General features: G+C 68.9%; 23 protein-coding genes. 13 read left to right on the top strand and 10 right to left on the bottom strand.

The annotated features are described in order from the left end of the window. Position 1: 1 nt before the first annotated feature. Positions 2–607 carry a zinc-binding alcohol dehydrogenase gene (locus LC041_RS14295; RefSeq protein ID WP_226533761.1) on the bottom strand — a complete coding sequence of 202 codons (606 nt, stop codon included), beginning with the start codon at positions 605–607 and terminating at the stop codon, positions 2–4. Positions 608–693: 86 nt separating this feature from the next. On the opposite strand from LC041_RS14295, the gene purM reads away from it, so the two are divergent. From purM to LC041_RS14310, 3 genes are read left to right on the top strand one after another with little or no spacing between them, the layout of a single operon-like run. Then, entirely contained in the window at positions 694–1,869 is a 1,176-nt protein-coding gene (purM, locus tag LC041_RS14300) for a phosphoribosylformylglycinamidine cyclo-ligase (RefSeq protein WP_226533762.1), read from the top strand. Between the two features lie 6 nt (positions 1,870–1,875). Beyond that, positions 1,876–3,348 carry an amidophosphoribosyltransferase gene (purF, locus tag LC041_RS14305; RefSeq protein WP_226533763.1) on the top strand — a complete coding sequence of 491 codons (1,473 nt, stop codon included), beginning with the start codon at positions 1,876–1,878 and terminating at the stop codon, positions 3,346–3,348. Further along, positions 3,345–4,658 (top strand): MFS transporter, encoded by a 1,314-nt coding sequence (locus LC041_RS14310; protein WP_226533764.1) that lies wholly within the window; start codon positions 3,345–3,347, stop codon positions 4,656–4,658. The genes purF and LC041_RS14310 overlap by 4 nt, the downstream gene beginning before the upstream one ends. 206 nt (positions 4,659–4,864) lie before the next feature. Here LC041_RS14310 and LC041_RS14315 read toward each other — a convergent pair whose 3' ends face one another. After that, positions 4,865–5,899: a LacI family DNA-binding transcriptional regulator gene (locus tag LC041_RS14315; RefSeq protein WP_226533765.1), complete on the bottom strand. Its 1,035-nt coding sequence runs from the start codon at positions 5,897–5,899 to the stop codon at positions 4,865–4,867. 94 nt (positions 5,900–5,993) lie between these two features. On the opposite strand from LC041_RS14315, the gene LC041_RS14320 reads away from it, so the two are divergent. From LC041_RS14320 to LC041_RS14335, 4 genes are all read left to right on the top strand, one after another. Continuing rightward, the gene (locus LC041_RS14320) at positions 5,994–7,814 is read left to right on the top strand and encodes a glycoside hydrolase family 35 protein (protein WP_226533766.1); all 1,821 of its coding nucleotides are present in this window, start codon (positions 5,994–5,996) and stop codon (positions 7,812–7,814) included. Positions 7,815–8,042: 228 nt separating this feature from the next. After that, a complete protein-coding gene (locus LC041_RS14325) occupies positions 8,043–13,220 on the top strand; it encodes an endo-alpha-N-acetylgalactosaminidase family protein (protein WP_226533767.1) in 5,178 nt (1,725 codons plus the stop codon). Positions 13,221–13,425: 205 nt separating this feature from the next. Then, entirely contained in the window at positions 13,426–13,659 is a 234-nt protein-coding gene (locus tag LC041_RS14330) for a FitA-like ribbon-helix-helix domain-containing protein (RefSeq protein ID WP_226533768.1), read from the top strand. After that, complete coding sequence (locus tag LC041_RS14335; protein ID WP_226533769.1) at positions 13,656–14,054, top strand: type II toxin-antitoxin system VapC family toxin; 399 nt, start codon at positions 13,656–13,658, stop codon at positions 14,052–14,054. Before LC041_RS14330 ends, LC041_RS14335 begins: the two co-directional genes overlap by 4 nt. A 5-nt stretch (positions 14,055–14,059) precedes the next feature. Here the strand turns inward: LC041_RS14335 and LC041_RS14340 are convergent, their stop codons facing one another. The 5 genes from LC041_RS14340 to LC041_RS14360 all read right to left on the bottom strand — a co-directional run bounded on the left by LC041_RS14340 (position 14,060) and on the right by LC041_RS14360 (position 18,690). Continuing rightward, positions 14,060–14,980 carry a carbohydrate ABC transporter permease gene (locus LC041_RS14340; RefSeq protein WP_226533770.1) on the bottom strand — a complete coding sequence of 307 codons (921 nt, stop codon included), beginning with the start codon at positions 14,978–14,980 and terminating at the stop codon, positions 14,060–14,062. Continuing rightward, positions 14,977–15,954: a carbohydrate ABC transporter permease gene (locus LC041_RS14345; RefSeq protein WP_226533771.1), complete on the bottom strand. Its 978-nt coding sequence runs from the start codon at positions 15,952–15,954 to the stop codon at positions 14,977–14,979. The genes LC041_RS14340 and LC041_RS14345 overlap by 4 nt, the downstream gene beginning before the upstream one ends. A 90-nt stretch (positions 15,955–16,044) precedes the next feature. Continuing rightward, positions 16,045–17,358, bottom strand: a complete 1,314-nt coding sequence (locus LC041_RS14350; protein ID WP_226533772.1) for an ABC transporter substrate-binding protein — start codon at positions 17,356–17,358, stop codon at positions 16,045–16,047. A 194-nt stretch (positions 17,359–17,552) separates the two neighbouring features. Next, on the bottom strand, positions 17,553–18,374 hold the full coding sequence (locus tag LC041_RS14355; RefSeq protein WP_226533773.1) for an MOSC domain-containing protein: 822 nt from the start codon (positions 18,372–18,374) through the stop codon (positions 17,553–17,555). A 130-nt stretch (positions 18,375–18,504) separates the two neighbouring features. Next, entirely contained in the window at positions 18,505–18,690 is a 186-nt protein-coding gene (locus LC041_RS14360) for a DUF3073 domain-containing protein (protein WP_017204296.1), read from the bottom strand. 149 nt (positions 18,691–18,839) lie between these two features. Here LC041_RS14360 and LC041_RS14365 point away from each other — a divergent pair, with 149 nt between their 5' ends. Then, positions 18,840–19,382 carry a universal stress protein gene (locus LC041_RS14365; protein WP_226533774.1) on the top strand — a complete coding sequence of 181 codons (543 nt, stop codon included), beginning with the start codon at positions 18,840–18,842 and terminating at the stop codon, positions 19,380–19,382. Between the two features lie 92 nt (positions 19,383–19,474). Here LC041_RS14365 and LC041_RS14370 read toward each other — a convergent pair whose 3' ends face one another. Further along, positions 19,475–20,101, bottom strand: coding sequence for a PadR family transcriptional regulator (locus tag LC041_RS14370; RefSeq protein ID WP_226533775.1), 627 nt, complete (start codon positions 20,099–20,101; stop codon positions 19,475–19,477). Continuing rightward, entirely contained in the window at positions 20,098–20,937 is an 840-nt protein-coding gene (locus tag LC041_RS14375; RefSeq protein ID WP_226533776.1) for a DUF4097 family beta strand repeat-containing protein, read from the bottom strand. Before LC041_RS14375 ends, LC041_RS14370 begins: the two co-directional genes overlap by 4 nt. 213 nt (positions 20,938–21,150) lie before the next feature. Here LC041_RS14375 and LC041_RS14380 point away from each other — a divergent pair, with 213 nt between their 5' ends. The 3 genes from LC041_RS14380 (at position 21,151) to LC041_RS14390 (ending at position 23,326) form a co-directional block, all read left to right on the top strand. Then, positions 21,151–21,948 (top strand): MerR family transcriptional regulator, encoded by a 798-nt coding sequence (locus LC041_RS14380; RefSeq protein WP_226533777.1) that lies wholly within the window; start codon positions 21,151–21,153, stop codon positions 21,946–21,948. Between the two features lie 161 nt (positions 21,949–22,109). Then, entirely contained in the window at positions 22,110–22,481 is a 372-nt protein-coding gene (locus LC041_RS14385) for a hypothetical protein (protein ID WP_226533778.1), read from the top strand. A 5-nt stretch (positions 22,482–22,486) separates the two neighbouring features. Continuing rightward, positions 22,487–23,326, top strand: coding sequence for a nitroreductase family protein (locus LC041_RS14390; RefSeq protein WP_226533779.1), 840 nt, complete (start codon positions 22,487–22,489; stop codon positions 23,324–23,326). On the opposite strand, the gene LC041_RS14395 is transcribed toward LC041_RS14390, so the two are convergent. Then, positions 23,295–24,821: an FAD-dependent oxidoreductase gene (locus LC041_RS14395; protein ID WP_226533780.1), complete on the bottom strand. Its 1,527-nt coding sequence runs from the start codon at positions 24,819–24,821 to the stop codon at positions 23,295–23,297. The genes LC041_RS14390 and LC041_RS14395 overlap by 32 nt on opposite strands. An 86-nt stretch (positions 24,822–24,907) precedes the next feature. Between LC041_RS14395 and LC041_RS14400 the strand changes: the two genes are divergently transcribed. Further along, the gene (locus LC041_RS14400) at positions 24,908–25,282 is read left to right on the top strand and encodes a fluoride efflux transporter FluC (protein WP_226533781.1); all 375 of its coding nucleotides are present in this window, start codon (positions 24,908–24,910) and stop codon (positions 25,280–25,282) included. Then, on the top strand, positions 25,279–25,638 hold the full coding sequence (locus LC041_RS14405; protein ID WP_226533782.1) for a fluoride efflux transporter FluC: 360 nt from the start codon (positions 25,279–25,281) through the stop codon (positions 25,636–25,638). The genes LC041_RS14400 and LC041_RS14405 overlap by 4 nt, the downstream gene beginning before the upstream one ends. Positions 25,639–25,746: the final 108 nt, after the last annotated feature.

Genomic DNA, 25,746 nt, shown 5'->3' on the forward strand with positions numbered 1-25,746 from the left:
GCTACGCCAGTTCGGCGATCACCGGACGGATGGCGGCGTCGAACGCCACGACGTCACGGCGTAGACCGTCGGTGACCGCGACCGTGAGGGCTCCGATCCACCAGATTCCGCGTTGCGAGAACGGCAGCACCTGCACGTTCAGCTCGAACGAATGCGCCCGTCGCCCGATATCGCGCTCGAACTCCGCGATCGCACTCGCATAGGCCCGGTAGGCATCGCCGCCGGTGTGGCTCTTCATCGAGCTCACGTATCGATCGTGGGCGGCGCGCGCGTAGCGAAGGGCGGATGCCGCGTGCGGGGCGATCGCCGAGGTCAGCTCTTCGGCGCCGGTGGCCGGCAGAGCCACCAGGGTGTCGAAGCCGTCGATGAGTTCGAGCGGCACGTCGGAGGGGTGCGCGCGGGGCTCGACCGTCATGTCCCAGTACTCGCGCCATTGCGTCTCGACCGTCGACGAAGCGTCGACCGCATCCGGTGCCCGGACGGCGAGCTCGCGGAGTGTCGGGAGGCCCTCCGGCGCGCGGATCCCGAGGCTCTGCCGCAGCGCGAGCGCGACGAGCACCGGAACGCTCGCGTCTTCGCGGATGAGCCACTGCGGCTTGTCGGACATGGCCCCATCGTAGGCGGGTCGGCCGTCCGGATCCGAGAGTGATCCGGGCGGAGAGTCGAACCCCCTGCGGGCGGTAGGCTGGAGGTGTGGCTGCCTCCCCCACCAATCCCTATTCCGAAGCCGGCGTCGACACCGCTGCAGGCGATCTCGCCGTCGAGCTGATGAAGTCGTCCGTGCGCGCGACGCACGGCCCCGAAGTGCTCGGCGGTGTCGGCGGATTCGCCGGCCTGTTCGATGCCAGTGCGCTGCGCGATTTCCGTCGCCCGCTGCTCGCGACCAGCACCGACGGCGTCGGCACGAAGGTCGCGATCGCCCAGGCGATCGACAAGCACGACACGATCGGCCAGGATCTGGTCGGGATGGTCGTCGACGACATCGTCGTGGTGGGGGCGAAGCCGCTCTTCATGACCGACTACATCGCGTGTGGCAAGGTCGTCCCCGAGCGCATCGCCGACATCGTGCGCGGCATCGCCGAGGCGTGCTCGGCCACCGGTACCGCGCTGGTCGGTGGCGAGACGGCCGAGCACCCCGGCCTTCTGGGAGCGCGCGACTACGACGTGGCCGGGGCGGCGACCGGCGTGGTCGAGGCCGACGCGATCCTCGGTGCGGAGCTCGTACAGGACGGCGATGCCGTGATCGCGGTCGCCTCCAGCGGGCTCCACTCCAACGGCTACTCGCTCGTCCGCCACATCGTGACCCGTGCGGGGATCGGTTACGGCGACAACGCCGCCGACTTCGGCGCCACCTGGGGTGAGGTGCTCCTCGAGCCGACCCGCCTGTACACGCTTCCCCTGCTGCGCCTGATCGAGCAGCTCGGCGGCGGAGTCCACTCGCTCAGCCATGTCACCGGCGGCGGCATCGCGGCGAATCTCGCCCGTGTGCTCCCGCAGGGCAGCTGGGTCGAGGTCGACCGCAGCAGCTGGTCGCCCAGCCCGGTCTTCCGGGTACTCAGCGACATCGCCGGCACCACGCTGGAGTCGGCCGAGGGCACCTGGAACCTCGGCATCGGCTTCCTCGCCGTGGTCGCCGCCGACAAGAAGGACGCCGCGATCGCGGCGCTGAACGCCGAGGGCATGCCCTCGTGGCAGGTCGGGACCGTGGGCTTCGGTCCGCGTCCGACCGGCGAATTCGATTCCCCTCGCCCCCTCACCGCGTCGCTGCCGCGCCGCGCCGAGACTCCGGGCGAGTGGGCCCTGGGCGCCAAGGGCGTCGACGGTGGAGCGGTGCGCCTGGTCGGCGCCTACGCGGACGGAGCGAAGTAAGAGCCCATGTGCGGCATCGTCGGAATGGTGGGCTCTGCCCCGGTCAATCAGGACATCTACGACGCACTCCTGTTGCTGCAGCACCGCGGCCAGGATGCGACAGGCATCGCCACCGCCGAGGCGAACGGCGTGATGCACAACGCCAAGGCGCAGGGCATGGTCCGTGAGGCGTTTCGCACCCGCGACATGCGCGCGCTGCTCGGCAACGTCGGCCTCGGCCACGTGCGCTACGCGACCAAGGGGACAGCGTCCAACGAAGAGGAGATGCAGCCGTTCTACGTGAACGCGCCGTACGGCATCATCCTCATCCACAACGGCAACCTCACCAACACCCGCGAGCTCACGGCCGACATGGCCAAGCGCGACCGCCGTCACCTGAACTCGTCGAGCGACACCGAGCTGCTGCTCAACGTGCTCGCCGGCGAGCTGCAGAACACGACCTCGGCCGTCGACCTCGACCCCGAGCGCGTCTTCGAGGCCGTCGCCCGCACGCACGAGCGCATCGAAGGCGCCTACGCCGTGATCGCCGTGATCGCCGGGTACGGTCTGCTCGGGTTCCGCGACCCGTTCGGCATCCGCCCGCTGATCCTGGGGCGCCGTCCGTCGACGGTCCCCGGTGCCGAGGGGAAGGACGAGTGGGTCGTGGCTAGCGAGTCGCTCGTGCTCGAGAACGGAGACTACGACGTCGTCCGTGAGGTCGAGCCCGGCGAGGCCGTCTTCATCACCAACGACGGCGAACTGTTCTCCAAGCAGTGCGCCCCGGCCACGACGCTCGCGCCGTGCGCTTTCGAGTACGTCTACCTCGCGCGCCCCGACTCGGTCATGAACGGCATCTCCGTCTACGAGTCGCGTCTGCGCATGGGCGACCGTCTCGCCGACACCATCGCCACGCACGTTCCGATGGACAAGATCGACGTGGTCATGCCGATCCCCGACTCCTCTCGCCCCGCCGCCATGGAGGTCGCCCGCAAGCTCGGCATCGAGTACCGTGAGGGCTTCTACAAGAACCGCTATGTCGGCCGCACCTTCATCATGCCCGGGCAGGCGGTGCGCAAGAAGAGCGTGCGTCAGAAGCTCAACGCCATGTCCACCGAGTTCCAGGGCAAGAACGTGCTGCTGATCGACGACTCGATCGTGCGCGGGACCACGTCCAAGGAGATCATCCAGATGGCGCGGGATGCCGGTGCCGCCTCGGTCACCTTCGCCTCCGCGGCGCCTCCCGTGCGGCACCCGCACGTCTACGGCATCAACATGCCCTCGCGCCACGAGCTCATCGCCCACGGGCGGACGATCCCCGAGATCGCCGAGGAACTCGGCTGCGACCACCTCGTCTATCAGGAGGTCGACGACCTCAAAGCGGCGATCATCGAAGGGTCGGCCCTCACCGATCTCGATCTGAGCTGCTTCGACGGGCGGTACGTGACCGGCACGGTGTCCGACGAATACCTGGCCTGGGTGGAGGGGTCGCAGACCTCATGACGATGCCGAGCGCTCGACCGCTCTGGCAGGGTCGGGCTCTCGCACTCGTCGGGATCGTCCTGGTGGCGTTCTCGCTGCGCTCGGCGGTCGCCTCCTTGTCACCGGTGATCGACCACGTCGCCGAGGACTTCCCCGTCTCGCCGGTGATCATCGGGTTGATCGGTGCCGCTCCTCCGGTCTGCTTCGCGATCTTCGGGCTGCTCACGCCGTTGTTCGAGCGGCGCTTCGGCCTGGAGCGGATGGCGGTCGCCGCGATCACGCTGATGGCTTCGGGCCTGCTGCTGCGCGGTCTCGCGATCGATTCGATGACCCTGCTCGCGGCGACCGCGGTCGTGTTCGCGGGGGTTGGTTCGGGCAACGTGCTGCTTCCCCCGCTGGTGAAGAAGTACTTCCCCGACCGCCTCGGGAGCATGATGACGATCTACTCGACCACGATGGCGGTGTCGACCTTCCTGCCGCCGCTCGTCGCGGTTCCGGTCGCCGATTCGCTCGGGTGGCGGGTGTCGCTCGGCATGTGGGGCATCGTCGCCGGGATCGCGCTCGTGCCCTGGGTCGCACTGCTGCTGGGAAAACGGCCTCGCGTCGGCGACCAGGTGAAGACGGAGCTCCTCGTCCCCGATCCCACCGACGGCGTCGACGATGTGCAGGATGCGGTGGCCGCCTCGACCGGACCGATCTCGACCACGCCGGCGAGCCGCAGGCACTTCGCCCGCCTGTGGCGACTGCCGCTCGCCTGGTCGCTCGCGCTCGTGTTCGGGGCGTCGTCGACCATGGCGTACGTCTCGTTCGCGTGGATGCCGACCATGCTCGTCGACATCGGCGGGGTCACCCCGGCGACGGCGGGCTTCCTGCTCTCCCTGTTCGCATTGATCGGCCTGCCCTGTTCCTTGCTCGTACCGATCCTGGTGGTCCGATTCCAGGCGACGCGTCCGCTCTTCTTCGTAGCCGTCGCCGGGGGCCTGGTCGGCCTCACCGGGCTCCTGCTCATCCCCACGGTGGCGCTTCCGCTGTGGGTGAGCATCTTCGGTCTCACGGCCATCATGTTCCCGCTGAGCCTGGTCCTGCTCAGCATCCGTGCCCGTACGCCGGAGAGCGCGGTGGCGCTGAGCGGGTTCGTGCAGAGCATCGGCTATGCGATCGCCGCGGTCTTCCCGCTGCTGATCGGGCTACTCCACGAGACGACCGCGGGATGGCAGATTCCGCTCCTCGTCATCGCTGGTGTGCTCGTCGTCGCGATCCCCGCCGGCATCGTCGCGGGTCGTCGCCGCACGGTCGAGGACGAGTGGGAGCGCCGGCACGGCCGCTGGTGAGCGCGTCGGCGGCCGGCCGCGGTGGTGACGGTGTCTCACGGCGTCAAGGAGATCGCACGTAACGAAGGAGACCGCCCTCGGTACGCTCCTTCGTTCCGTGAGATCTCCTTCAGGTTGCGCGGACGGAGAGATCTCCTTCAGGTTGCGCGGACGGAGAGATCTCCTTCAGGCTGCGCGGCTCTGGGAGCCAGGGCAGGGGGTGAGCGTCAGCGCATCGAGCGAGGTGGTGCCGTCGATGAGCGCACGATGAGCTGCGGGTCGGTGGACGGCATCTCGCCGACCGCCTCGTGCCCCTCGATCTGTGCGATGACCCGGAGAGCAGCGGCACGGCCCATCGCCTCGAAGGGCTGACGGACGGTCGTGAGTGCGGGGGAGGCGTAGGCGGCCAGAGCGATGTCGTCCACGCTGACCACCGAGACGTCCTCCGGCACGCTGCGACCGGCCTCGTGCAGGGCGCGGATCAGACCGAACGCCATCTCGTCGCTGCTGACGAACACGGCCGTCGCCTCGGGGATGGCCGCGATCGTGCGTCCGGCGCGGTAGCCGGATTCGGGCGTCCAGTCGGCGGGGATCAGCGGTGGTGGCACGATGCCCCGATCACGGAGCGTCTGCTCCCAGGCCTCGCTGCGCTGCTGGGTCTCGGTCCAGTAGTCGTCGCCGGAGACATGCCACACGGTCTTGTGCCCGAGGTCGAGGAGGTGCTCGACGGCGAGGCGGGCGATGGCGCGCTGGTCGACCGCGAGCGGGGCGTCCTCGTCCAGGGAGGTGCGCTCGCTCCGGGTCGCGGGGGTGCGCTCGGTGCGCGTGCGCATCGCCGGACTCTCGAGCTCGACCGGCACGCCGAGGATGATGCCCTCGGCGCCTTGTCGCTCCAGCCGGTCGAAGGCCTCGAGGAACGCCTCGGCCGAGGCGTGGTCCGCCACGGCCGCCGTCGAGACCGTGTACCCGTTCGCCGCGGCCGCCTGCTGGATGCCGACACCGAGCGCCGCAGACGAGTACCGATCCGTCGAGACCACGATCACGCCCAGCACGCGGGTGCGACCGGAGGCGAGGGAGGCGGCGGCGGCGTGCACGCGGTAGCCCAGCTCCTCGACCGCCGCCAGCACGCGCCGCGCGGTGTCGGGGCGCACGTTGTCCTGCCCCGACATCACGCGGGAGACGGTCTGTGTGGAGACTCCGGCGAGCTGGGCGACGTCGACCTGGCTCGGGGCGCGGTCGTCTCTCGGGCGGCGAGGTGACATGTGCTCAATGGTAGCGATCAATCGGCGTAAATCCAGGAGGCGGCGTATTGGGTGATGCGATAATGTGAACGCAAACACTCGTGCTTGGAGCGCTATGTCTGACCTTCTCGCCTCGGCTCTCGATGGCTCCTCCGCTGTCGTCGACGCCTCGGCCACCGCGTCGCCGATAGGCGTGCCCACCCTGTCCTGGCGCGACGGGGAGATCCTCCGGGATGGTGTCGCGCACCGCATCCTCGCGGGCTCGATCCATTACTTCCGGGTGCACCCGGATCTGTGGGAGGACCGCCTGCGCCGACTCGCGGCGATGGGCGCGAACACGGTCGACACCTATGTCGCCTGGAACTTCCATGAGCGCGTCGAGGGCGACGTACGCTTCGACGGCTGGCGTGACCTCGAGCGCTTCATCCGCCTGGCCGGCGAGGTCGGTCTGGATGTCTTCCTCCGCCCCAGCCCGTACATCTGCGCCGAGTGGTCCAACGGTGGGATCCCCTCCTGGCTGTCGGGGCGGGTCGCCGCGCTGCGGACCAGTGAGGCTGCCTTCCTCGCTGCGGTCGATGCCTGGTACGACCGGCTGATCCCGCGTCTCGTTCCCCTCCAGGCCTCGCACGGTGGACCGATCGTCGCGATCCAGATCGAGAACGAGTACGGCTCGTTCGGCAGCGACGACGACTACCTCGTGCACCTGCGAGACGGGCTCCGTCGCCGCGGAATGGTCGAGATGCTCACCACTGCCGACGGCATCACGGGTGACATGATCGAGCACGGCAGCGTCCCGGGAGCGCTCGCGACCTTCACGTTCGGCACCGGGGTGGCGAGGGCCGTGGAGCTGCGTCGCGAGGGTGACGCGCTCATGTGCAGCGAGTTGTGGGGCGGCTGGTTCGACCACTGGGGGGAGCGGCATCACGTGCGCTCCGCCGCGAGCGCCGGAGGGACGATCGAGGAACTGCTCGATGCCGGCGGATCCGTGAGCCTCTACATGGCGCACGGTGGCACCAACTTCGGCCTCTGGAACGGGGCCAACCACGATCAGGTGCTGCAGCCGACCGTCACCAGCTACGACTCGGATGCACCGATCGGCGAAGGCGGAACGCTCACCGAGAAGTTCCATGCGCTCCGGGCGCTGTTCGCGCCGTTCCATGCGGGTGAACTCCCCCCGATCCCCGGCGAGCCGCGGCGGCAGAGCGCGGCGTCCGCGCCGCTCGAGCCGCGCGAAACCCTGCTCGGGCTGATCGCTTCGCTTCCGTCGACCGGCGGCAGGTCTCCGCGACCGCGCACGTTCGAGGAACTCGGCGCCGAAGACGGCCTGGTCGCCTATGAGGCGGACGTGTCGTTCCCCGTCGATGCGACGCTCACGATCGACGGGCTGCACGACCGTGCCGTGGTGCTCCTCGACGGGCGGCGCCTCGGCGTGCTCGAGCGGGACGGCGAGACCTCACTCGCACTGCCCGCCGACGGAGGCGCCGGACGGCTCACGATCCTCGTCGAGAGTCTCGGACGCATCAACTACGGGCCCTACACCGGCGAGGGCAAGGGCATCATGCGCGGTGTGATGATCGGCCGTCGGCTCGTCAACGGCTGGACGCATCGTGTGGTTCCGCAGGAGGTGCCGGTCCTCCCCGCCGCCTCTGCGCCTGAAGGGGCCGATGGCGTCGCCGTCGCCTCGGTCGAGGTCGCCGAGCCGCTCGACGCGTGGCTCGCCTTCCCCGGCGGATCGAAGGGGATGGTCTGGCTGAACGGCTTCCTCCTCGGCAGGTACTGGAAGGTCGGTCCACAGGAGACGCTCTACGCGCCGGCGCCGTTGTGGAGAGCCGGACGCAACGAGATCGTCGTGCTCGACACCGATGGCCTCGGGGCGGCCGTCGAGATCCGCGAGGAGCCCTCGTTCGGGGAGACCGAGGAGTTCATCGGCTCCTGACCCGGAACCCGTGAGAGCCGTCCTGCACCGAGCGTGTGGGGCGGCTCTGCTCGTCTGCGCGAGGCGACTTACCGCCAATGTTTGCGCTTGTGATCATCGAATGCTTGATATTAGGGCACTGGCGCGTCTACAGTGATAGCGCAAACATCGATGAGGCTCGTCGATGACCATCTGCGGCGCACCGGGGCGCCTGTGCACCCGGACGTCGCTCCGACCGAGAGGCAAGACGTGTCGAAAGCTTCCCGACCGCCCCGCGCTGCCGTCGCCCTCAGCTCCCTGCTGGCGACGGCGCTTGCGTTCGGCGGCGTGCTCACCCAGGCGCCGGCCGCGCAGGCCGCCGATCTGATCCCGGTTCCGAAGGCCGACTACCGTCTGCACGCGGTGTCGAGCGAGTCGGATCCCTACCCGGCACCACCCTCGCTCGACGGCACCGCTCTCGGCGCCTTCGACGGCGATTTCGCGACGCAGTGGACCTCGCGCTACACCGCGAACGCGCCGTTCCCGCACTGGATCGTCGTCGACCTGCAGCGTTCCCTCTCGGTGAAGGCCCTCGACTATTCGGTCAAGCGGGGACAGGCCGTGGCGGCGAAGACGGTCGAGGTCTACGTCACCGACGATCCCGATGTCGCACGCAACTCGCCTGCCGACGGCGGATGGGGCGCCGCCTCGGGAGCGGCGGTGCTGCACGAGCCGACCGCGAACGACGAGAAGCAGCGCATCACACTGGACGCCGCGGAAGACGGCCGGTACGTGGCCCTGCTCGTGATCGACGCGCAGGGGACCACCGGCGGCGGAGCGGGCGAGATCGAGGTCCTCTCCGACGAAGAGCTGCCGCCGATCGTCACCGAGCCGGAGGTCCCGGACACGGACGAGACCGTCGAGATCGCCGACGGCGGCACCACGGCGGTCGTGTCGACCGAGTTCCCCCGCATCACGCAGTATCGCCTGGGAAGTGAGAGCATCGCCGGCCAGCGCACCTCAGCCAAGACCTGGTCGGTGAACGGCACGAGCTACGCGTCGGAGACCACCTCGACGCCGTCCGCCACCGGAGTCGACTACGTCTCGAAGCTCATCGGCGTCGACGTCACCGTGCGCAGCACCATCCGCGTCGCGGAAGACGGAACCGTGGAGTTCGAGGTCACCGCGGTCGAAGGATCCGCGACCGTGACCACGCTCGGGCTGCCGGACAACGCGTTCCTCTCCGCGAGTGCTGCCGATGCCGGCTCGGTGCTCGACCGCACGGTGATCAGCCCCGACAGCACCAAGAACGCCGACGAGCACATCGCGGTGAACGCCACGACGGCGACCGGTCAGAAGGGCGCGGCCTTCGCCTTCCTCGGCAACGGCGCGCTCATCGGCAGCGTGATCACCAACGCGACGACCCAGGCGTCCGGGGGGACGGCGTCGTGGAACACGCGCCTGACCACGCGCATCACCGAGACGGCGGGGCGCACGGCCGAGATCGGCTCCAGTGCGTGGCTCATCCACCCGACCACGGCCGTGGACAGCCGCGTGACCACCTACGCCCTTCCGAGGGTCACGGTGCTCCTCGCGACGGACCGCAACGGCGACGCGAAGGTCGACTGGCAGGACGGCGCGATCCGCTACCGCGAGGTCGACACGCCCCGTCTCGGCGCCGATCGGGTCGCCGAGCGTGTGGTCAGCCGCATCCCGTTCAACTTCGCCTCCAGTGCGACGAACTACTTCGACCTGGTCCTGGACAACACCAAGCGCATCGCGAACCAGACCGACGGTCTCGGCCAGTGGGTGCTCAACAAGGGGTACGGCAGTGAAGGCCACGACTCGGCGAACACCGACTACGGCGGAAACTACAACGAGCGGGCAGGCGGGCTCTCCGACCTGAACGACCTCGTCGCCGAGGGCGCGAAGCTCAACGCCGACATGAGCGTGCACGTCAACGCCACCGAGATCTACCCGCAGGCGAACGCCTTCGATTCCGCGATCCTCGACGGTACGGCCCCGTACAAGCCGGGCTGGAACTGGCTCGACCAGTCGTACTACATCAACCAGCAGACCGACCTGGGCAGCGGGCGGGTGCTCGACCGCTTCCAGCAGCTGCGTGACGAGGTCCCCGGTCTCAGCGGCGTCTACATCGACGTGTACTACTCGAACGGGTGGGTCGCCGAGGAACTCGCGGACGAGCTCAACGGCATGGGCCTCGAGGTCGCGACCGAGTGGGGCGACAAGTTCGTCGACAGCACGGTCTGGTCGCACTGGCCGAACGACCTCAGCTACGGCGGGGTCACCAACAAGGGCATCAACTCCACGATGGTGCGCTTCATCCAGAATGGACAGGCCGACGTCTGGAACAACGACGCACTGCTCGGACAGCAGCGGCTCGTCGACGCCGAGGGCTGGGTCGGCAACCGCAATTGGGACGGCTTCGTCGACAACATCTGGACCCAGAGCCTGCCGACCAAGTTCCTCCAGCACTTCGACCTGCTCACGTATGAGGCGGGTACCGAGGCGACGCTGACCGACGACGTCGCCGTCCGCATGGACGGCAGCACCAGGGTCATCACGATGGACGGCGCCACGGTGCTGCGGGGCGACTCCTACCTGCTCCCCTGGCAGTCGCTGTCCTCGAACGAGGAGGCCGGCTCTCCGGTCGACGCCGACAAGATGTACTTCTACTCGGCGTCGGGAGGCGAGAAGACCTTCGGCCTCACCGAAGCGTTCCAGGGCAATACCGCCTTCGACGTGTTCGAGCTCGGGGACCAGGGGCGCGTCGAGGTCGGCACGGTGAATGCGAGGGACGGTGAGCTCACGCTCAGCGGCGACGAGGGCACGGCCTACGTCGTGGTGCCGCAGGGTGGTGCTCAGCGCGCAGCCGTCGAGTACCACGACGCCGGTCTCGATGACCCGGGGTTCAACTCCGGCTCGCTCGACGTCTGGAACCCCCGGGGGGATGTGTCGATCGAGCGCACCGATCTCGGCGGCGCGAAGAACGAGTCCCGGGGTGACAACGTCGCCGTGCTCGGTGCGGCCGCCTCGTCGATCTCGCAGACCGTGACCGGGCTCACTCCCGGTGAGCGCTACGCCTTCTCGGCGCAGGTGCAGATCGATCCGACGGCTACCCGCGACGTGAGCGTCTCGGTCGACACCGGATCGGGTGCCGTGACCCGCACGTGGAACCTCTCGCCGACGTACAACTACATGCGCGCCGACTCCAAGGCCGGTCAGTACTATCAGCGCGGGTCGACGTCGTTCCTGGCTCCGGCGTCCGGTGAAGTCACCGTGTCCGTCAGCGCCGCCGCGGGCGACGCGAAGGTGCGGATCGACAATGCCCGCGTCTCGCTCGACACCACCGCACCGTTCGCTGCGGGCACGGTGTACTCGAACGACTTCGAGGGCAACGAGGCCGGCTGGGGCCCGTTCGTGAAGGGCGATGCCAACGGCATCGACGATCCGCGCACGAGCATCTCGCGCCGACATGATCCGTACACGAGCAGCGAGTGGCGTAACACCGCCAGGCCGTTCGACGCGGGCGCGCTCGCGGGGCTCGCGGTGGACACGACGCTCACCGGCTCCCACTCGCTGATGTCGCACTCCGAGAACAGCGGGGTCGTCTACCGCACCGATCCGACGCTCGTCCCGCTGCAGGCGGGGCATTCCTACCGGATCGGCTTCGACTACCAGGTCGGCGCGAGCGGTGCGTACCGCTGGCTCACCGGCACGGACGCGGTCGCGGGCGGCGAGGTCACCTCGACCACGCTCAGCCGCACCGGGATCACGCAGGCGCTGGAGACGGCGGAGTTCTCCCAGGACGTGATCGTCGGGTGCGGTGACTACACGTGGGTCGGACTCGAGCGCGTCGGGGGACCGGACGTGGACTTCGTCCTGGACGACTTCACGGTCACCGACCTCGGCCCGACGACCGGCGGCACCCCGTGTGCGACCGTGTCGGCGGAGGCGGGCATCCTGAGCCCTGGTGCGCAGACCGCGTTCACGACCACCTTCACCAACAGCGAGTCCCTCGCCGTCGAGAACATCGGCATGCAGCTCGAGGTGCCGGAGGGATACACGGTCGAGGTCGCCGACGGCTCGTCGAACGTGATCTCGAAGGTGGAGCCCGGGGACAGCGTCGACACCACGTGGCTGATCACCGCGCCGGCGGAAGCCGCGGGCGCGACCGTCGGCATCGGGATCGAGGCGACGTACCTCGCGGACTGCGACGTGCGCACGGTCACGACGACGCAGGAGGTGTCGGTGTCCTCGCGGGCCCGCATCCCCAACGCGCAGATCTCCGCGACGGCGAGCTCCGAGGAGACATCCGGAGAGGACGGCGCGGCCGTGAACATGCTCGACGGGAATGCGGGCACGTTCTGGCACAGTCGGTGGAGCTCCGCGGCGACTTCGTACCCGCACGTGCTGACCTTCGATCTTGGTGCTGCCGAGCAGGTGGACGGCATCTCTTACCTGCGTCGCGGTGCCAATCAGAACGGTCCGATCAAGGGCTACGACATCGCGGTCTCGACCGACGGGCAGACGTACACGCCCGTCGCCTCGGGCGAGTGGCAGAACGTCGCCGAGTGGCAGGATGTGGACTTCGCCGAGACCACGGCACGCTACATCCGCGTGACCGCCACGTCGTCGATCTCGGGCACGCAGTTCGCGGCCGTCGCCGAGATGGCTGTGTACGGTTCGTCGACCCCGCAGAGCGGTCATGCTCCCGAGACGCGTCCGGACGACGATCTGAGCGGCTGCAATCCGGTGACCGATCCGAAGCTCGGTCTCGACGCCGACTCGGTGCGGGCCGGAGAGACGGTCGGCATCGCCCTCACGGGCTTCGCTCCGGAGTCCACGGTGTCGGTCTGGCTCGACGACGTCAGGCTGACCGATGCCACCGTCGATGCGAAGGGCGAGCTGACGACGCAGCTGCTGATCCCGGCGAACGCCTCGGTGGGCACGCACCGGGTGATCGTGCGGGACGCGGTCGATGCGGAGCTCGCCAGCGCTGCGTTGAAGGTCAAGAAGGCGAAACCGGGGAAGGCGACGGTCACCGCCTCCATCGGATCGGTCGTCGCCGGCGCGAGCCTGACCGTGCAGTTGAGTGGGTTCGATCCCGACGCGCTGGTGCAGCTGTGGCTGCACTCCGAACCGGTCCGCATCGGTGAGGTGACGATCTCGGCCGCCGGTGATGCCGTCGCCACTGTCACGATTCCCGCGGCGACACCGGCCGGAGCGCATGCGCTCGTCGCTACCGATGCGCAGGGTGTCGAGCTGGCGCGGGGTGACCTCACGGTCACCGCGGCAGCCGGAAGCGGCGGCGACCTCGCCACGACCGGCGCGGACGGGGCGATCTGGGCGGGTGCGGCGTTCGCGGCCCTCGCGGCGATCGGCCTGGGCCTGGCCCTGTGGCTGCGCAGGCGCCGCCACAGCTGACCGACCCGTGGATACGCGACCGGCCCGGAGGATTCCTCTCCGGGCCGGTCGTCTGTGTGCACGAAGAAGCGTCCTGCACGGCGGCGGACGACATCGGGTTCTGCCGACTCCCCGGCCGCCGCTCTCTGGCGCCGCGCGGCGAGCGCAGCCTGGGGATCAGGATGTCCCCGCAGCCGAACGAGAGGAGTGCATGCATACTGTAAGCATGCCCAACGTGCTGATCCGTGACCTCGACCCGACCATCCACTCGGTCCTCGCTGCACGCGCGGAGTCACGCGGGCAATCACTGCAGCAGTACCTGACGTCTGAGCTGGCGCTCATCGCGTCCCGCCCCACCGTGCCGGAACTCCTGGCCGCTCTCGCGGAGCGACCACTCTCACCGGGAATCCCGCCGGAGGCCATCGTCGCGGCGATCCGGGAGGGGCGAGCAGATCGATGATCGTGGTCGATGCCTCCGTCGTGGTCGACCTCCTCTGCAACGTCGGTTCGAGTTCTGCGCTTCACCGACGCCTGACCGAGGAAGCGCTGCTCGCGCCCGACCTGCTGTCTGTCGAGGTCGCGTCCGCACTGCGCGGATTGAACCGAGGAGGCGTACTCACCGATGGCGCGCTCGAGGCCGCAGCAGTCGACCTCGCACGGCTGCGCGTCGATGTGCACCCCACGCTGCCGCTCATCCCGCACATGCTGGCGCTGCGCCGGAACGTGACGGCCCACGATGCGGCCTATGTCGCGCTCGCGAGCGTGTTCGGGTGCACGCTGCTCACGCATGACCGAAGGCTGGCGCGCGCAGCCTCCGGTCACTGCACCGTCGAGGTGCCCGTCATGTCCGGCTGACCGGATCAGCCCTTCACGGCGCCGGCGGCGAGCCCGGAGCGCCAGTACTTCTGCAGGGCGAAGAACAGCAGCACGAGCGGGATGACCCCGAGCAGAGCTCCGAGCATGACGGCGCCCTTGTCGGGCGCGAAGTAGCTGACCATGCCGTACAGGCCGAGTGTCACGGGCTTCAGATCCTGGCTCGAGATCATCATCAGCGGCAGCAGGAAGTTGTTCCACGTGGCTACGAAGATGAACAGGAAGATCGTCACCATCGCGGGTCCCAGCAGACGCAGCACGATCGTGAAGAAGATCCGGGCCTCGCCCGCGCCGTCGATGCGGGCGGCCTCCAGGAGTTCGGTCGGCACCGACGACTGCGCGTAGACCATGCCGAGGAAGACGCCGAACGGCGAGACCGCCGAGGGGATGATGATCGCCCAGACGGTGTTGGTCAGTCCGAGGGCCTGGAATTCGATGTAGAGCGGCACGGTCAGCAGCGCGACTGGCAGCAGGAGCCCGGCCATGATGACCCCGACGGCGAGGCGCTTGCCGGGGAACGCGAACTTCGCGATCGCGTAGCCGGCCATCACGGCGAACAGTGTGCCGATCACACCGGCGCTCACCGAATACAGCAGGGAGTTGCCGACCCAGCGCCAGAAGAGGCCCTGGGTCCAGTCCATGAGGCTGCTGTAGTTGGCTGTGAGGTTGCCGTCGGCGAACCAGAAGCCGAAGGTGGAGGTGAGGTCGGTGTTGTTTTTCGTCGATGCGACGATGAGCCAGTACACCGGGACGAGGAAGTACAGCGTCGCGACGACGAGGGCCGTGATCCCGAATGCGCGTGCGACGGGAGTGGGAGCGATCGACGCCGGCGGTGCATCCGCGTCGCGCGGTCGGCGGGGGCGTCGTCGGGGAGACGTGGCCGTGGTGAGGAGGCGCGTGGTGGTCATGCGTCGCCCTTCCGGCGCTGGAGCAGCGCGTACACGATCGCGAGCACACCCGCGATCAGAGCCATGAGCAAGGAGTAGGCGGATGCCGGACCGCTGCCGGACGGCGAGATCTCGCCCATCATCGTGTTGTAGGTGAGCATCATCGGTGTGAAGTCCTTGCCCATCCACGAGTTCGCGGCCTGGAGCACGACCGGCTCGTTGAACAGCTGGATCGTGCCGATGATCGACAGCAGCACCGCGAGGAGGGCGGCCCCGCGCACCAGCGGTACTTTGATGCGCATCGAGATCTGGAAGCCGGAGGCGCCGTCGAGGCGGGCCGCTTCGTAGAGGTCGCGCGGAACGGCCTGCAGCGCCGACAGGAAGATCAGCATGTTGTAGCCCGTGTAGGTCCAGGTCGTCATGTTCGCCATCGAGAACAGGATCGTGCCCGGTGCCATGAAGTCGGTGCCCTCCGGGAGGAACGGCAGGAAGGGCGAGACTTCGGGCGTATAGAGGTAGAGCCACATCATCGCCGCGATGATGCCGGGGACCGCGTACGGGAGGAAGAAGGAGAGCCGGAAGAGCGTGGGGCGGCGTACGATGAAGGAGTCGAGCAGCAGGGCGAGGCCGAGTGCCAGCAGGATCATCACGGGGATCTGCAGAGCGGCATAGAGGACCACGCGCCCCATGCCCGTCCAGAAGGCGCCGTTGGTCGCTGCGGTGACGAAGTTCTCGAGGCCGACGAACGTGTCGACGAGTTCCCCGCCCCCGTAGAGGCCGCCTCCCGCCGGTACCTGCGCGAAGAACGACGATCGGATCGACACGATGATCGGTACCAGGAAGACCAGCACGAAGAGCACGGCGAACGGGGTCATGAACAGCCACCCCGTCAGCCCCTCGCGTCGGGTGCCGAACAGTCGTCGGCGGGTGGGATCCGCGGGGATGCGCGGCGTGGACCCCCCTGCCGCGTCTCGCGTTTCGGTCACTGTGACCATGGTGTCGCCTCTCGATCTCACGACGACGGCGGAGTGCACGATTGCGCGTGCACTCCGCCGTCGATCATCCGATGATGCCTTCTCGCCCGATCACTCCGCGACCGGGAGGCCGAGATCCTTCAGCGAGGCCACGGCGGTGTCCTGCGCCGTGGTGAAGATGTCGGCCACCGTCGCGGTGCCGGCGACAGCGGCCGCGGCGGTCTCGTTCATCTTCGACAGCGTCGAGAAGCCCGGCGCGTAGGGGAAGTCGGGGTTCAGGTTCTCGGTCGCCGTGCCGAGTTCGGCCAGGACGTCCTGACCGCCGAACTGGCGCAGCATCTTCTCCGGGGTCTCCACGTCGCCCTTCGCCGCGACGACGAGGCCCTGGGAGGCGAGGTCGTCGACCTGCGTGTTGAACCAGGCGTTGAACTGCATGGCCTCGGCGGGGTGCTCGCACCCCTTCATCACGGAGACACCGGAGCCGCCGTCGGGGCCGCTCATGGCGCCGGCGCCGAAGTCGGGCAGCTGCGCCACGCGCCACTGTCCTTCGGCCGGGGTGCCGTCGAGCGAGTCGAGGAGGAACCCGGCCTCCCACGCGGCTCCGACATGGCCGATGAGACTGCCGTCGTTGAGCGCGGCCGTGAAGCCTTCGCCCCACCGCTCCGTCGCGAGCGTCTGCTTGCTGTCGAGCAGCCCCTGCCAGAACGCGGCCACACGCGCGGAGCCGTCGCCCTCGGCGTCGACCTTCCACTCGTCGCCGGTGGTGGTGAACCAGGTGTCCCCGGCCGCGGCCGACTGGGCGGCGAGCCAGTTCTGCGCCTCATCCGGCGTGAACGCGGTCACGTACTTGCCGGCGGCCGTCGCCGCGGCGGAGTCGGCGGTGAGGTCGTCGAGCGTCTTCGGCGCATCGAGCCCGAGCGCCTGGAACTCGGCCTCGTTGTAGAAGTACACGAGGGGGCCGGTGTCCTGCGGGAGACCGACGATGGCGTCGCCGACCTTCATACCGCTGAAGGCTCCCGCCGAGAAGTCGTCTTCGTACTTCTGCGCCTCGGCGGCGACGTCCTGCAGCAGGCCCTTGACGAACAGCTGCGGCACCTCGGAGTAGCCCGTCTGGGCGAGGCAGGGTCCGTTGCCGGCTTTCACGTCGGTCTCGAGCTTGAGGATCATGTCGCTGGACTTGCCATCGAACTTCGTCGCCTTCACCTGGATGTCGGGGTGCTCGGCGTTCCAGCGCTCGACGATCTCCGACGTGGGGGTCATCCCTTCGCCGTCGGGGAGGCGGTGCAGGTACTCGATGGTGATGGGGTCGCCGCCGGCGCTGCTGTCACCGGAATCGCCGGATGAGCACGCTGCGAGGCCGAAGGCCGACACCGCGCCGACCGCGACGATCGCGGCGGTGCGGGTGAAGCGAGGGGTGATTGCCATGCTGTTCTCCTCTTCGAGGTCATGTTCCTGCGGACCGCCCTGGGCCGGGGATGACGCTGCGGCGTCGTCGATCACAAGCTCATCAAATCAGAAAATGTTTGCGCTCACAAGCCTGGCATGGCTACAACAATAGCGAAGTGCGAGGTTTGAAAGGGAGCGCTGACATCCCGGTCAGACGTGACCGTGGATCGTGCTCACTCCGCGTGGACCTCATCGCCGACGCGGATCACGCCACCGCCCCTGGGCCGGTCGTGCTCCGAGGGCAGCCAGCCGGGGAGGAGCAGGCGTCCGAGGGTCGGCTCCTGCTGAGCGAAGGCTCCTGTGAGGGTCGTGAGCACCTTGGCATCCCGCTCGCCGGTGTCCGGGTTCGCGTGGGTCGCGAGGCACCGCACGATGGGTCCGGCCGCGAGGAAGGCGACGTCGCCGATGTGCACCTCCCCGGTCCATTCCAGTTCGCTCCAGGGCGCAGCGTCCTCGATCACCACGTTGGAGCGGAAGCGTCGGTCGTCGACGGTCATCTCGAGGGCTTCCCCCAGCGCGTCGATGCTGCCGCGGCCGTGCACGGATACGTAGCCGCGCGGGCGGTCCTGGAAGCGCGACGTCTCCCCGTCGCCGACGAGCGCGAGCGGGAGGCGACCAGGCCGCCGGAGGCCGCGGCCCTCAGGGGTCGCCAGGACGAACTCGGTCACGGCTGCGGTCAGCTCGCGGCGGCCGTCGTCGTCGAGTCCTGCCTCGACGAGCATCGTGCCGGCGTGTTCGATGCGGAGGCGCCGCGTCTCGTCGTCGTATCCGGTGTGCAGGGTGGCGAGGGCGGGGAAGTCCTGGAGCGCGAGCCCCTTGGCTTTGGGCCAGTAGTCCAGGCCGTCACGGTCTTCCGGCGTGGCGGCATCCGCGAACCGGAAAGCCAGCACGCGGTCTCCGGCGATCCGGCCGTCGGCTTGCACCGTGAGGGCGTCGCGACGCTCGGGGGTGAACCCTTTGATCGGGTGACGGTAGAGGGCGACGACGCGGGCCATGAGGAGATCTTCTCAGGTGCTGACGCCGGCGCAGGACGGACGACGCTCCGTCGCCGAGGATCACCTCGCGGGCTACGGGCATGACGGAACACCCGCATGTCCTGCGGGTGTTCCGAAACAGGTCAGGCGGTCAGGCCTTCTCTAGTTCGTCCTCGTCTTCGTCGGCATAGTCATCTGCCCACTTGTCGACGTATGCGTCTTCGTCGGTCGGGTGAGCCAGCTCGCGCTCGAGCGCGGAGTAGTTCACCGACGGACTGTACGCCTTGAGTTCGCGGGCGATCTTGGTGTGTTTCGCCTTCTGACGGCCACGGCCCATGCGCGAGACCCCCTCACGAGTTAAGCGGCGGGATTCGAGGCCCGCGGCATTTTTCACGACACCGGTTAGAAGCCGGTAAGAGTAGCATTCAGAATAGCACGCGGGTAAGACCCTCTGGCCAAGCCAGACCGGTGAAGGGAACGATCTCCATGACCGATGACACCTCCACTCCGTCCGACGAGACCGCACAGAACGCGGCGTTGCAGAAAGCCGTCATCGTCGGCATGCAGCCGGATCAGGATCGACACGTGATCGATGAGGCCGTGAGATACGCGCGTCTGCTGAGCGCTCCGCTCGTGGTCGCGCACGTCGACATCACGCGTTTCGTGACCTACGAGGACCCGGACGGCTACGTGCATTCGGCGCCGATCGACATCAACTTCGATGCGGGCGCCGCGGAGTTCGAGGCGGTCGAGGCCGAGGCCGCGAGGCTGCTCGCCGGGACCGACGTCACCTGGACCGCCCGTCAGCTCGTCGGGGATCCTGCCTTGGCGATCAAGCAGCTCGCCAACAAGCTGGACGCGCAGTTGATCGTGGTCGGCACCCGCAAGCGGGGCATCGGCGAGTCGATCAGGGAGTTCTTCACGGGTTCGGTCGCGGCGCGACTCGCCCACCGCCAGCATCGCTCGATCCTGGTCGTGCCCCTGGGCGAGATGGTGCCCGACGAGCAGAAGGAGATCTGGCCGGAGTAGCGCGACGCCCCTCCTGGCCGTCGGCGCCCCCTCGCATTCCGCGGAATGCGAGGGGGCGCCGACGATGTGAGGGGGTGTGGGTGCGCGGGGCGTCAGGATCCGCGGATGCTGAGGGCCGCCGTCACGTTGCGGGCGGCTTCGTCGAGCGCCGTCTCGAGCTCGGTGACGACGGAGGAGGACAGCGTGCCGCCCTTGGCGAGGTGGGTGCGCAGATCGGTGCGCACGCGGGCACGGAAGGCGTTCACCACGGCATCCGCTCGGTGCATCTCCTCGCGACTGAGGAGCCGGGAGTCGTCAGTCTCGGTGCGTGGACGACTCTTCGCGGCCGAGCGGTCGCCCTTCTCGGCAGCGGCGAGGTCGGCGCGGAGGCTCTTCATCGCATCCTGGACGCTCTGGCGCACCTCGCTGGCGATCAGGCGCACGGAGTCCGTGATCCCGGCCTCGATTCCCGCAAGGTCACCCTCGCGCGAGGCGAGCTCCGCCCGGCCGGCCTCGGTGATCGAGTAGATCGTGGTGCGACCGTCGACGGTCTTCGTGACCAGGCCCTCCTCTTCGAGCTTCGCGAGGCGGGGATAGATGGTCCCGGCGCTGGGCGTGTACGTGCCGCCGGTGCGGTCGGTGAGCGACTGGATGATGCCGTAGCCGTGCTGAGGCGCCTCGGCGAGGAGCGACAGCAGATACAGGCGGAGGTCGCCGTGGGAGAAGACGGCCGGGGTCATGCTTCCCACTCCGCGTCGTCGGTGATGGATGCCGGGGTGCGGCGGAGCACGGTGACGCCACCGGACACGGAGTTCGCGCGCAGGTCGACGAAGCGTCCGGCGAGCTCTCCGGTCGTGCCGGTGTAGTTGCTGGGGCCCGAGGTGCTGCGCTCGACCCCGTCGATGAGCAGGCGACCGCTCAGGGATCGGATGACGTAGTTCGCGGCGAGCGACTCGTCGAGGCGCACCGTGGTGCCGCCGGAGACCGAGTTGACGGTGATGGTGTTCACGTCACCGGCCGCATCCACGAGCGTCGAGCCCGACACGATGTCGACCGTGGCCTTGCGGACCGCTCCCGTCACGGCGACGTCGCCCGAGACGCTGTTGGCGCTGATCGAGCCGGTGAGGCCGCGCACCTGCACGTCTCCCGAGACGGAGTTGACCGTCAGGTCGCCGATCAGGGTGTCGACGATGATGTCGCCCGAGACGGTGTTCAGGCGGGCGTCGTTGCGGATGCCCGAGACCAGGGCGCCGGCGCTGACGACGCCGAGGGTCAGGGCGATCGAGCGGGGGACCGCCACGCTCACCTCGGCACGGGGGCCGCCGGAGCCGAAGTTGCGGAACACCTCGAGGAAGTTGTCCCAGCCCAGCTGCGGGTGGTCGATCTCGACCTCGCCGTCGTGGGACTCGATGCGGAGGTCCTTGGTGGTGACACCGTGCACCTCGATGCGGATACCGGGTTCGTCGTGGGCGATGACATCCACCTGTCCGCCGACCAGGCCCACCTTGAGGCGGGTGACGGACTCGATGTCGATGACGCGTTCCTCGCCCGGGGCGATGAGCCACTTCTCGGTCATGTGCGCTTCTCCTGTGTGAATGGTCGAGATATATCGTGTGTTGACACAGTAACACGATATATCTCGATATTGTCAACGAGTTCCCTCTTCGAATCGCGCAAGTGGTGCTTTCTCGGGGGCGGATGCAGCCATTTGCGCGATTCGAAGGGGGTCTTGACCTTGACGCAACGTCAACTTCTAGAGTCGAGTCATCGAACGGAAGGAGGCGTAGGCATGGACACGGACGACTGGTCGATCCAGGAGATCGCGCGGCTGGCGGGCACGACGAGTCGCACCCTGCGGCACTACGACGACATCGGGCTGCTGCCGCCCACGCGCATCGCGCACAACGGCTACCGCCACTACGACGCGCAGGCGCTCGTACGACTCCAGCGCATCCTCCTGTTGCGGGAGCTCGGACTCGGGTTGCCGCAGATCGCGGAGGTTCTCGGCGCATCTACCGACGGGGCGCCCGAGCAGTCCGAAGCTTCCGCGCTCGAGACACACCGCGCGCTGCTGCGCGAGGAACAAACCCGGCTGGCGCGACAGATCGCGTCGGTCGAATCCACCATCACGGCATTGAGAGGAGGTGAGAACCTCATGGCAGAGAACATGTTCGACGGCTTCGACCACACGCAGTACAAGGACGAGGTCGAAGAGCGCTGGGGCAAGAAGGCCTACGCCGACAGCGGCCGCTGGTGGCGCGGGATGACGGATGCCGAACGCTCCGACTGGCAGCAGCGCGTGTCCGACCTCGGGCGCGACTGGATCGCCGCCGCGGAGAGCGGTGTCGATCCGGCTTCCTCCGAGGCTCAGGAGATCGCGCGTCGCCACGTCGAGTGGCTCACGGGCATCCCCGGCACACCCGCCACCATCCCCGGAGGCGACGTCAAGGCGTACGTGATCGGGCTCGGCGAGATGTACGTCGCGGATCCGCGTTTCGGCGCGAACTACGCGACATCGTCCGGGGGAACGCACGGTGCGGAGTTCGTCCGCGACGCGCTGCGCATCTACGCGGAGGGCAACCTGTAGCCGACTCCTCGCTTCCGGTCGCGATATGTCACCCGAAATCACCGTTTCGGGTGCCATATCGCGACCGGAACGGGCGACCGGAACGGCGCGGGGCGTACCGAACGGGCGGGCGGGATGCAAGGGGGGCGCTCGCGGGGCGGTCCCGGGCGTAGGGTCGCGGCATGGCTCACGGATCCCGGCGCAGGAACCCCGCGCCGCTGTTCGTCGCCGCGGCCGCGGTCTACGCCGCGAACTGCATGCTCGGTGCGTCGGTCGCGGCGCGGATCATCGACACCCGGAACTTCCGGTGGCTGCATCACCTGCTGTACATCGCCACGTGCACGTCCGTCGGTGCTGCGGTCGTCTCAGGATCCACGGCCCGGTCTCGCGAAGACCGTCGTGCCGCACTCGCGATGCTCCCGACCGCCGTCCCCCTCGCCGCGATCCCGTATCTCGGCACGCACACCCGGCGGCATCCGCTGGTCGCGCTCACCGCGGCCCCCTTCATCGTCGCGGGGCTGGTGCTCTCGCGATCCGCCGCCGACCGGAAGTGACACGCATGGAACTGCTCGACGCCATCCGCCGCCGCAAGACCACGAACGGCGCCTTCCTCCCCGACCCCGTCTCCGAGGAGCATCAGCGCATCCTCCTGGAGGCCGCGGGACGCGCACCGTCGCAGCTGAACAGCCAGCCCTGGCGGTTCGTCGTGATCGAGAGCCGCGACACGATCGAGCAGATCGCGCGCATCTCAGGCGAGAGCATGACCGAGGCGATGTCGAACGGCACCTTCTTCGAGCGCTACAAGCCGTACTTCCGCTTCAGCGAGGCCGAGATGGAAGAGAAGCGCAGCGGCATGCTCTTCGACAAACTGCCTGCCGCCCTGCGCCCCTTCACGAGTCAGGTCTTCACGAAGCGCGGGCAGACCCTCATGAACACCTTCGGGGTTCCGAAGACCCTCGGGGCCGAGAACCGCAAGCTGGTGGCGGGATCACCGCTTCTGCTCGGGGTCATGCTCGACCGGAGCGAGTACCGGCCGGGGCAGCTCTCGTCGTTCTACTCCGTGTTCAGCATGGGAGCCGCGATGGAGAACGTCTGGCTCACCACGGTCGAGCTCGGGATGGGGATCCAGTTCATCTCCTTCCCCATGGAGGTGCCGGGCCGCTGGGACGAGATCGTGGAGCTGCTGCGCGTGCCGGACGACCTCGAGCTCATGGCCGTCTATCGACTCGGTTACCTGCCGTCGGAGCAGCGTCGTCCCGCGATCGACTGGTCGAGCAGTCAGCGCAAGCTCGTCTCGCAGTATGTGTTCCGCGAGAACGGGGATACGCCCCAGGAGGGATGGGATGATGCGCCGCCCCGGGGTGAGATCATCCCCGGTCCTCGCCCGACAGGGGCGTGAGATCGCGCAGCGCCGGTCCCTCGATGCGGGTGCCGTCGGCGCGGAAGCGTGAGGCGTGCAGGGGGCAGTCCCACGTGCACTCGGCGTCGTTCCACGTGAGCACGCCGCCCAGGTGAGGGCACACCGCACTCACCGCACGGGTGACGCCGTCGACGGTCGACACGGCGACCGGCCGACCGGCACGATTCGCCACCGTGCCCCGGCCTTCGGCGGGTTGCGGGACGGGGGTGGGTCGGCGTTCCGCGTCCGCCCATCCGGAGGAGAGGGCCGCCGCGACCTTCCCGCCCTCCACCGCACCACGGCCCAGATCGGCGGGGACCGTGAGACGGGTGCCGATCGTGGTCATCCAGGCCGCACGCTCGCGTCGAGGGGTGCCGAGGATCTCCGCCGTCAGGCGCAGCGCAGCGGCCGGACCGTTCGAGAGGCCCCACTTGCCGTAGCCGGTCGCGAAGCGGATGCGTCCGAGACCGCGAGGCATGGCCCCCACGAACGGGATGAGGTCGTGCGACTCGTAGTCCTGCGCCGACCAGCGATGCGTCTCCTCGGCGCCGGGGAAGTGCAGTCGGGTCCAGGCGACGAGGTCGTCCACCGCCGCTGTCTCACCGTCTCCGCGGCCGACCGGATGGCCGTTGCCGCCGACGACGAGCCGGGCTTCTCCGCCCGGACCGTCGTCCGCGCTGACCGGGCGGATCGAGCGGGTGGGCCCGTCGACCGAGACGAAAGTCCCGTCCGGGAGGCTGCCCGGCACGCGGAAGGAGACGCAGTATGACCGCAGTCCTCGCGTCTTCGCGAAGTACAGACCGCGATCCGTGATCGGTGTCCCGGTCGCGAGCACGATGTGGTCGCCGAAGAGCGGTCCATCCACGGTGTCGACCCGGCCGGACAGGGCGCGTGTTCCCGTGGCTCTGATGCCGGTGTGCACGGTACCGCCCGACGAGAGCAGCTCCGTGGCGAGGGCCTGCGCCACCGCGACCGGATCGATCGTCACCTGATCGTCGAGCGCGACCGCCGCGGCCACCGGGAAAGTCGTCCTCGGTCGGGTCGTGGCCATCAGCAGCCTCGTGGGGAGGCCGACTTCCCGCGCGGCGGCGTGTTGATCCCGGACGATCCCGGCGCCGGCCGGCCCCTGCGCGTAGGAGTGGTCGGTGCGGCGGGTGAAGGGCACGTGGGCCAGCTCGGCGAACGCGGTCAGCCACTCCATCCCCGCGCGATTCGCGTCGACGTAGGCCCGCACGAGGGCGGCCGGATGATGCCGTCGGAGTTCTGCCAGGTGCGCGCCGTGCAGGAGGGAGAGCTTGCCCGTGTTCGCGCCGGTCGCCAGCTCCGCGATCCCGCCCGCGTCGATCACCGCGACATCGAGTCCGGCGCGGGTGAGCATCACCGCGGTCGAGAGCCCGGTGATGCCCGCTCCGACGACGATCACGTCATGGTGCACGCCCGCCTCGAACGGGGACCCCGCGGGCAGGTTCTTCTCGAGCTTCCACAACGGTCTCATTCCGACAGTCAACGTCGCGCGGCGCGAGGGAGCCACGCCCTTGACATCGACTCGGCGCGCTGGCACGCGCGACTAAGGTGGCGAGCATGACCTTCCGCCGCATCCTGTTCGTCGCCGCAGGCGGCACGGTCGGCACGGCGGCGAGGCTGGGCCTCGGCCTGGCGTTGCCCGACGCGGACGGCTTTCCGGTGGCCGTCCTCCTCGCCAACGTCCTCGGCGCGGTGCTGATCGGGGTGCTGGCCGCGCGCCTCCCCGCGTCCGCGGACCTCCGCCTCGCTCTCGGAACGGGAGTGCTCGGCGGTTTCACGACGTACAGCGCGTTCATGACCGGCGCCGTGCAGCTGTGGGCGGATGCCCCGGTGCTCGCGGCTGCCTACGCCGTCGGCAGTCTGGTGCTCGGACTGGCCGGAGCCGCGCTCGGCCTGCGCATCGGTCGGCCCCGACGGGGAGCACCAGCGTGACCCCGCTGCTCTTCCTCGGCGCCGCGCTCGCCGGCGGGGTCGGCGCGGTGCTGCGCTACCTCGCCGATCTCGGGGTCGCGCGGCTCGCCGGCCGCCGCTTCCCGTGGGGCATCCTCCTCGTGAACGTATCCGGCTCCTTCGCCCTCGGGGTCGTCACCGCGGCGCTGCCAGACGCGGCTTTCGTGCTCGGCGCCGGGCTGCTGGGCGGATACACGACCTTCAGCACGGCGATGCTCGACACGGTCGCGCTGTGGCGGGACGGGGAACGCGGAGCCGCTGTCTTCAACGCGCTCGGGATGCTCCTGCTCGGCGTTCTCGCGGCGGGGCTCGGTCTGGCCCTCGGCACCGCCCTCTGACCCTCGCGGGGCCGTCCTGCTCCCGGTGCGGGATCAAAAACGCTCCCTGCGGCGCGATGCCCGGTGCGTTTTTGATCCCGCACGCAGGGGATGGGGGGAGGGACGGGG

The sequence above is a fragment of the Microbacterium paraoxydans genome (genome assembly GCF_020524545.1).
Lineage (GTDB): Bacteria > Actinomycetota > Actinomycetes > Actinomycetales > Microbacteriaceae > Microbacterium > Microbacterium paraoxydans_C.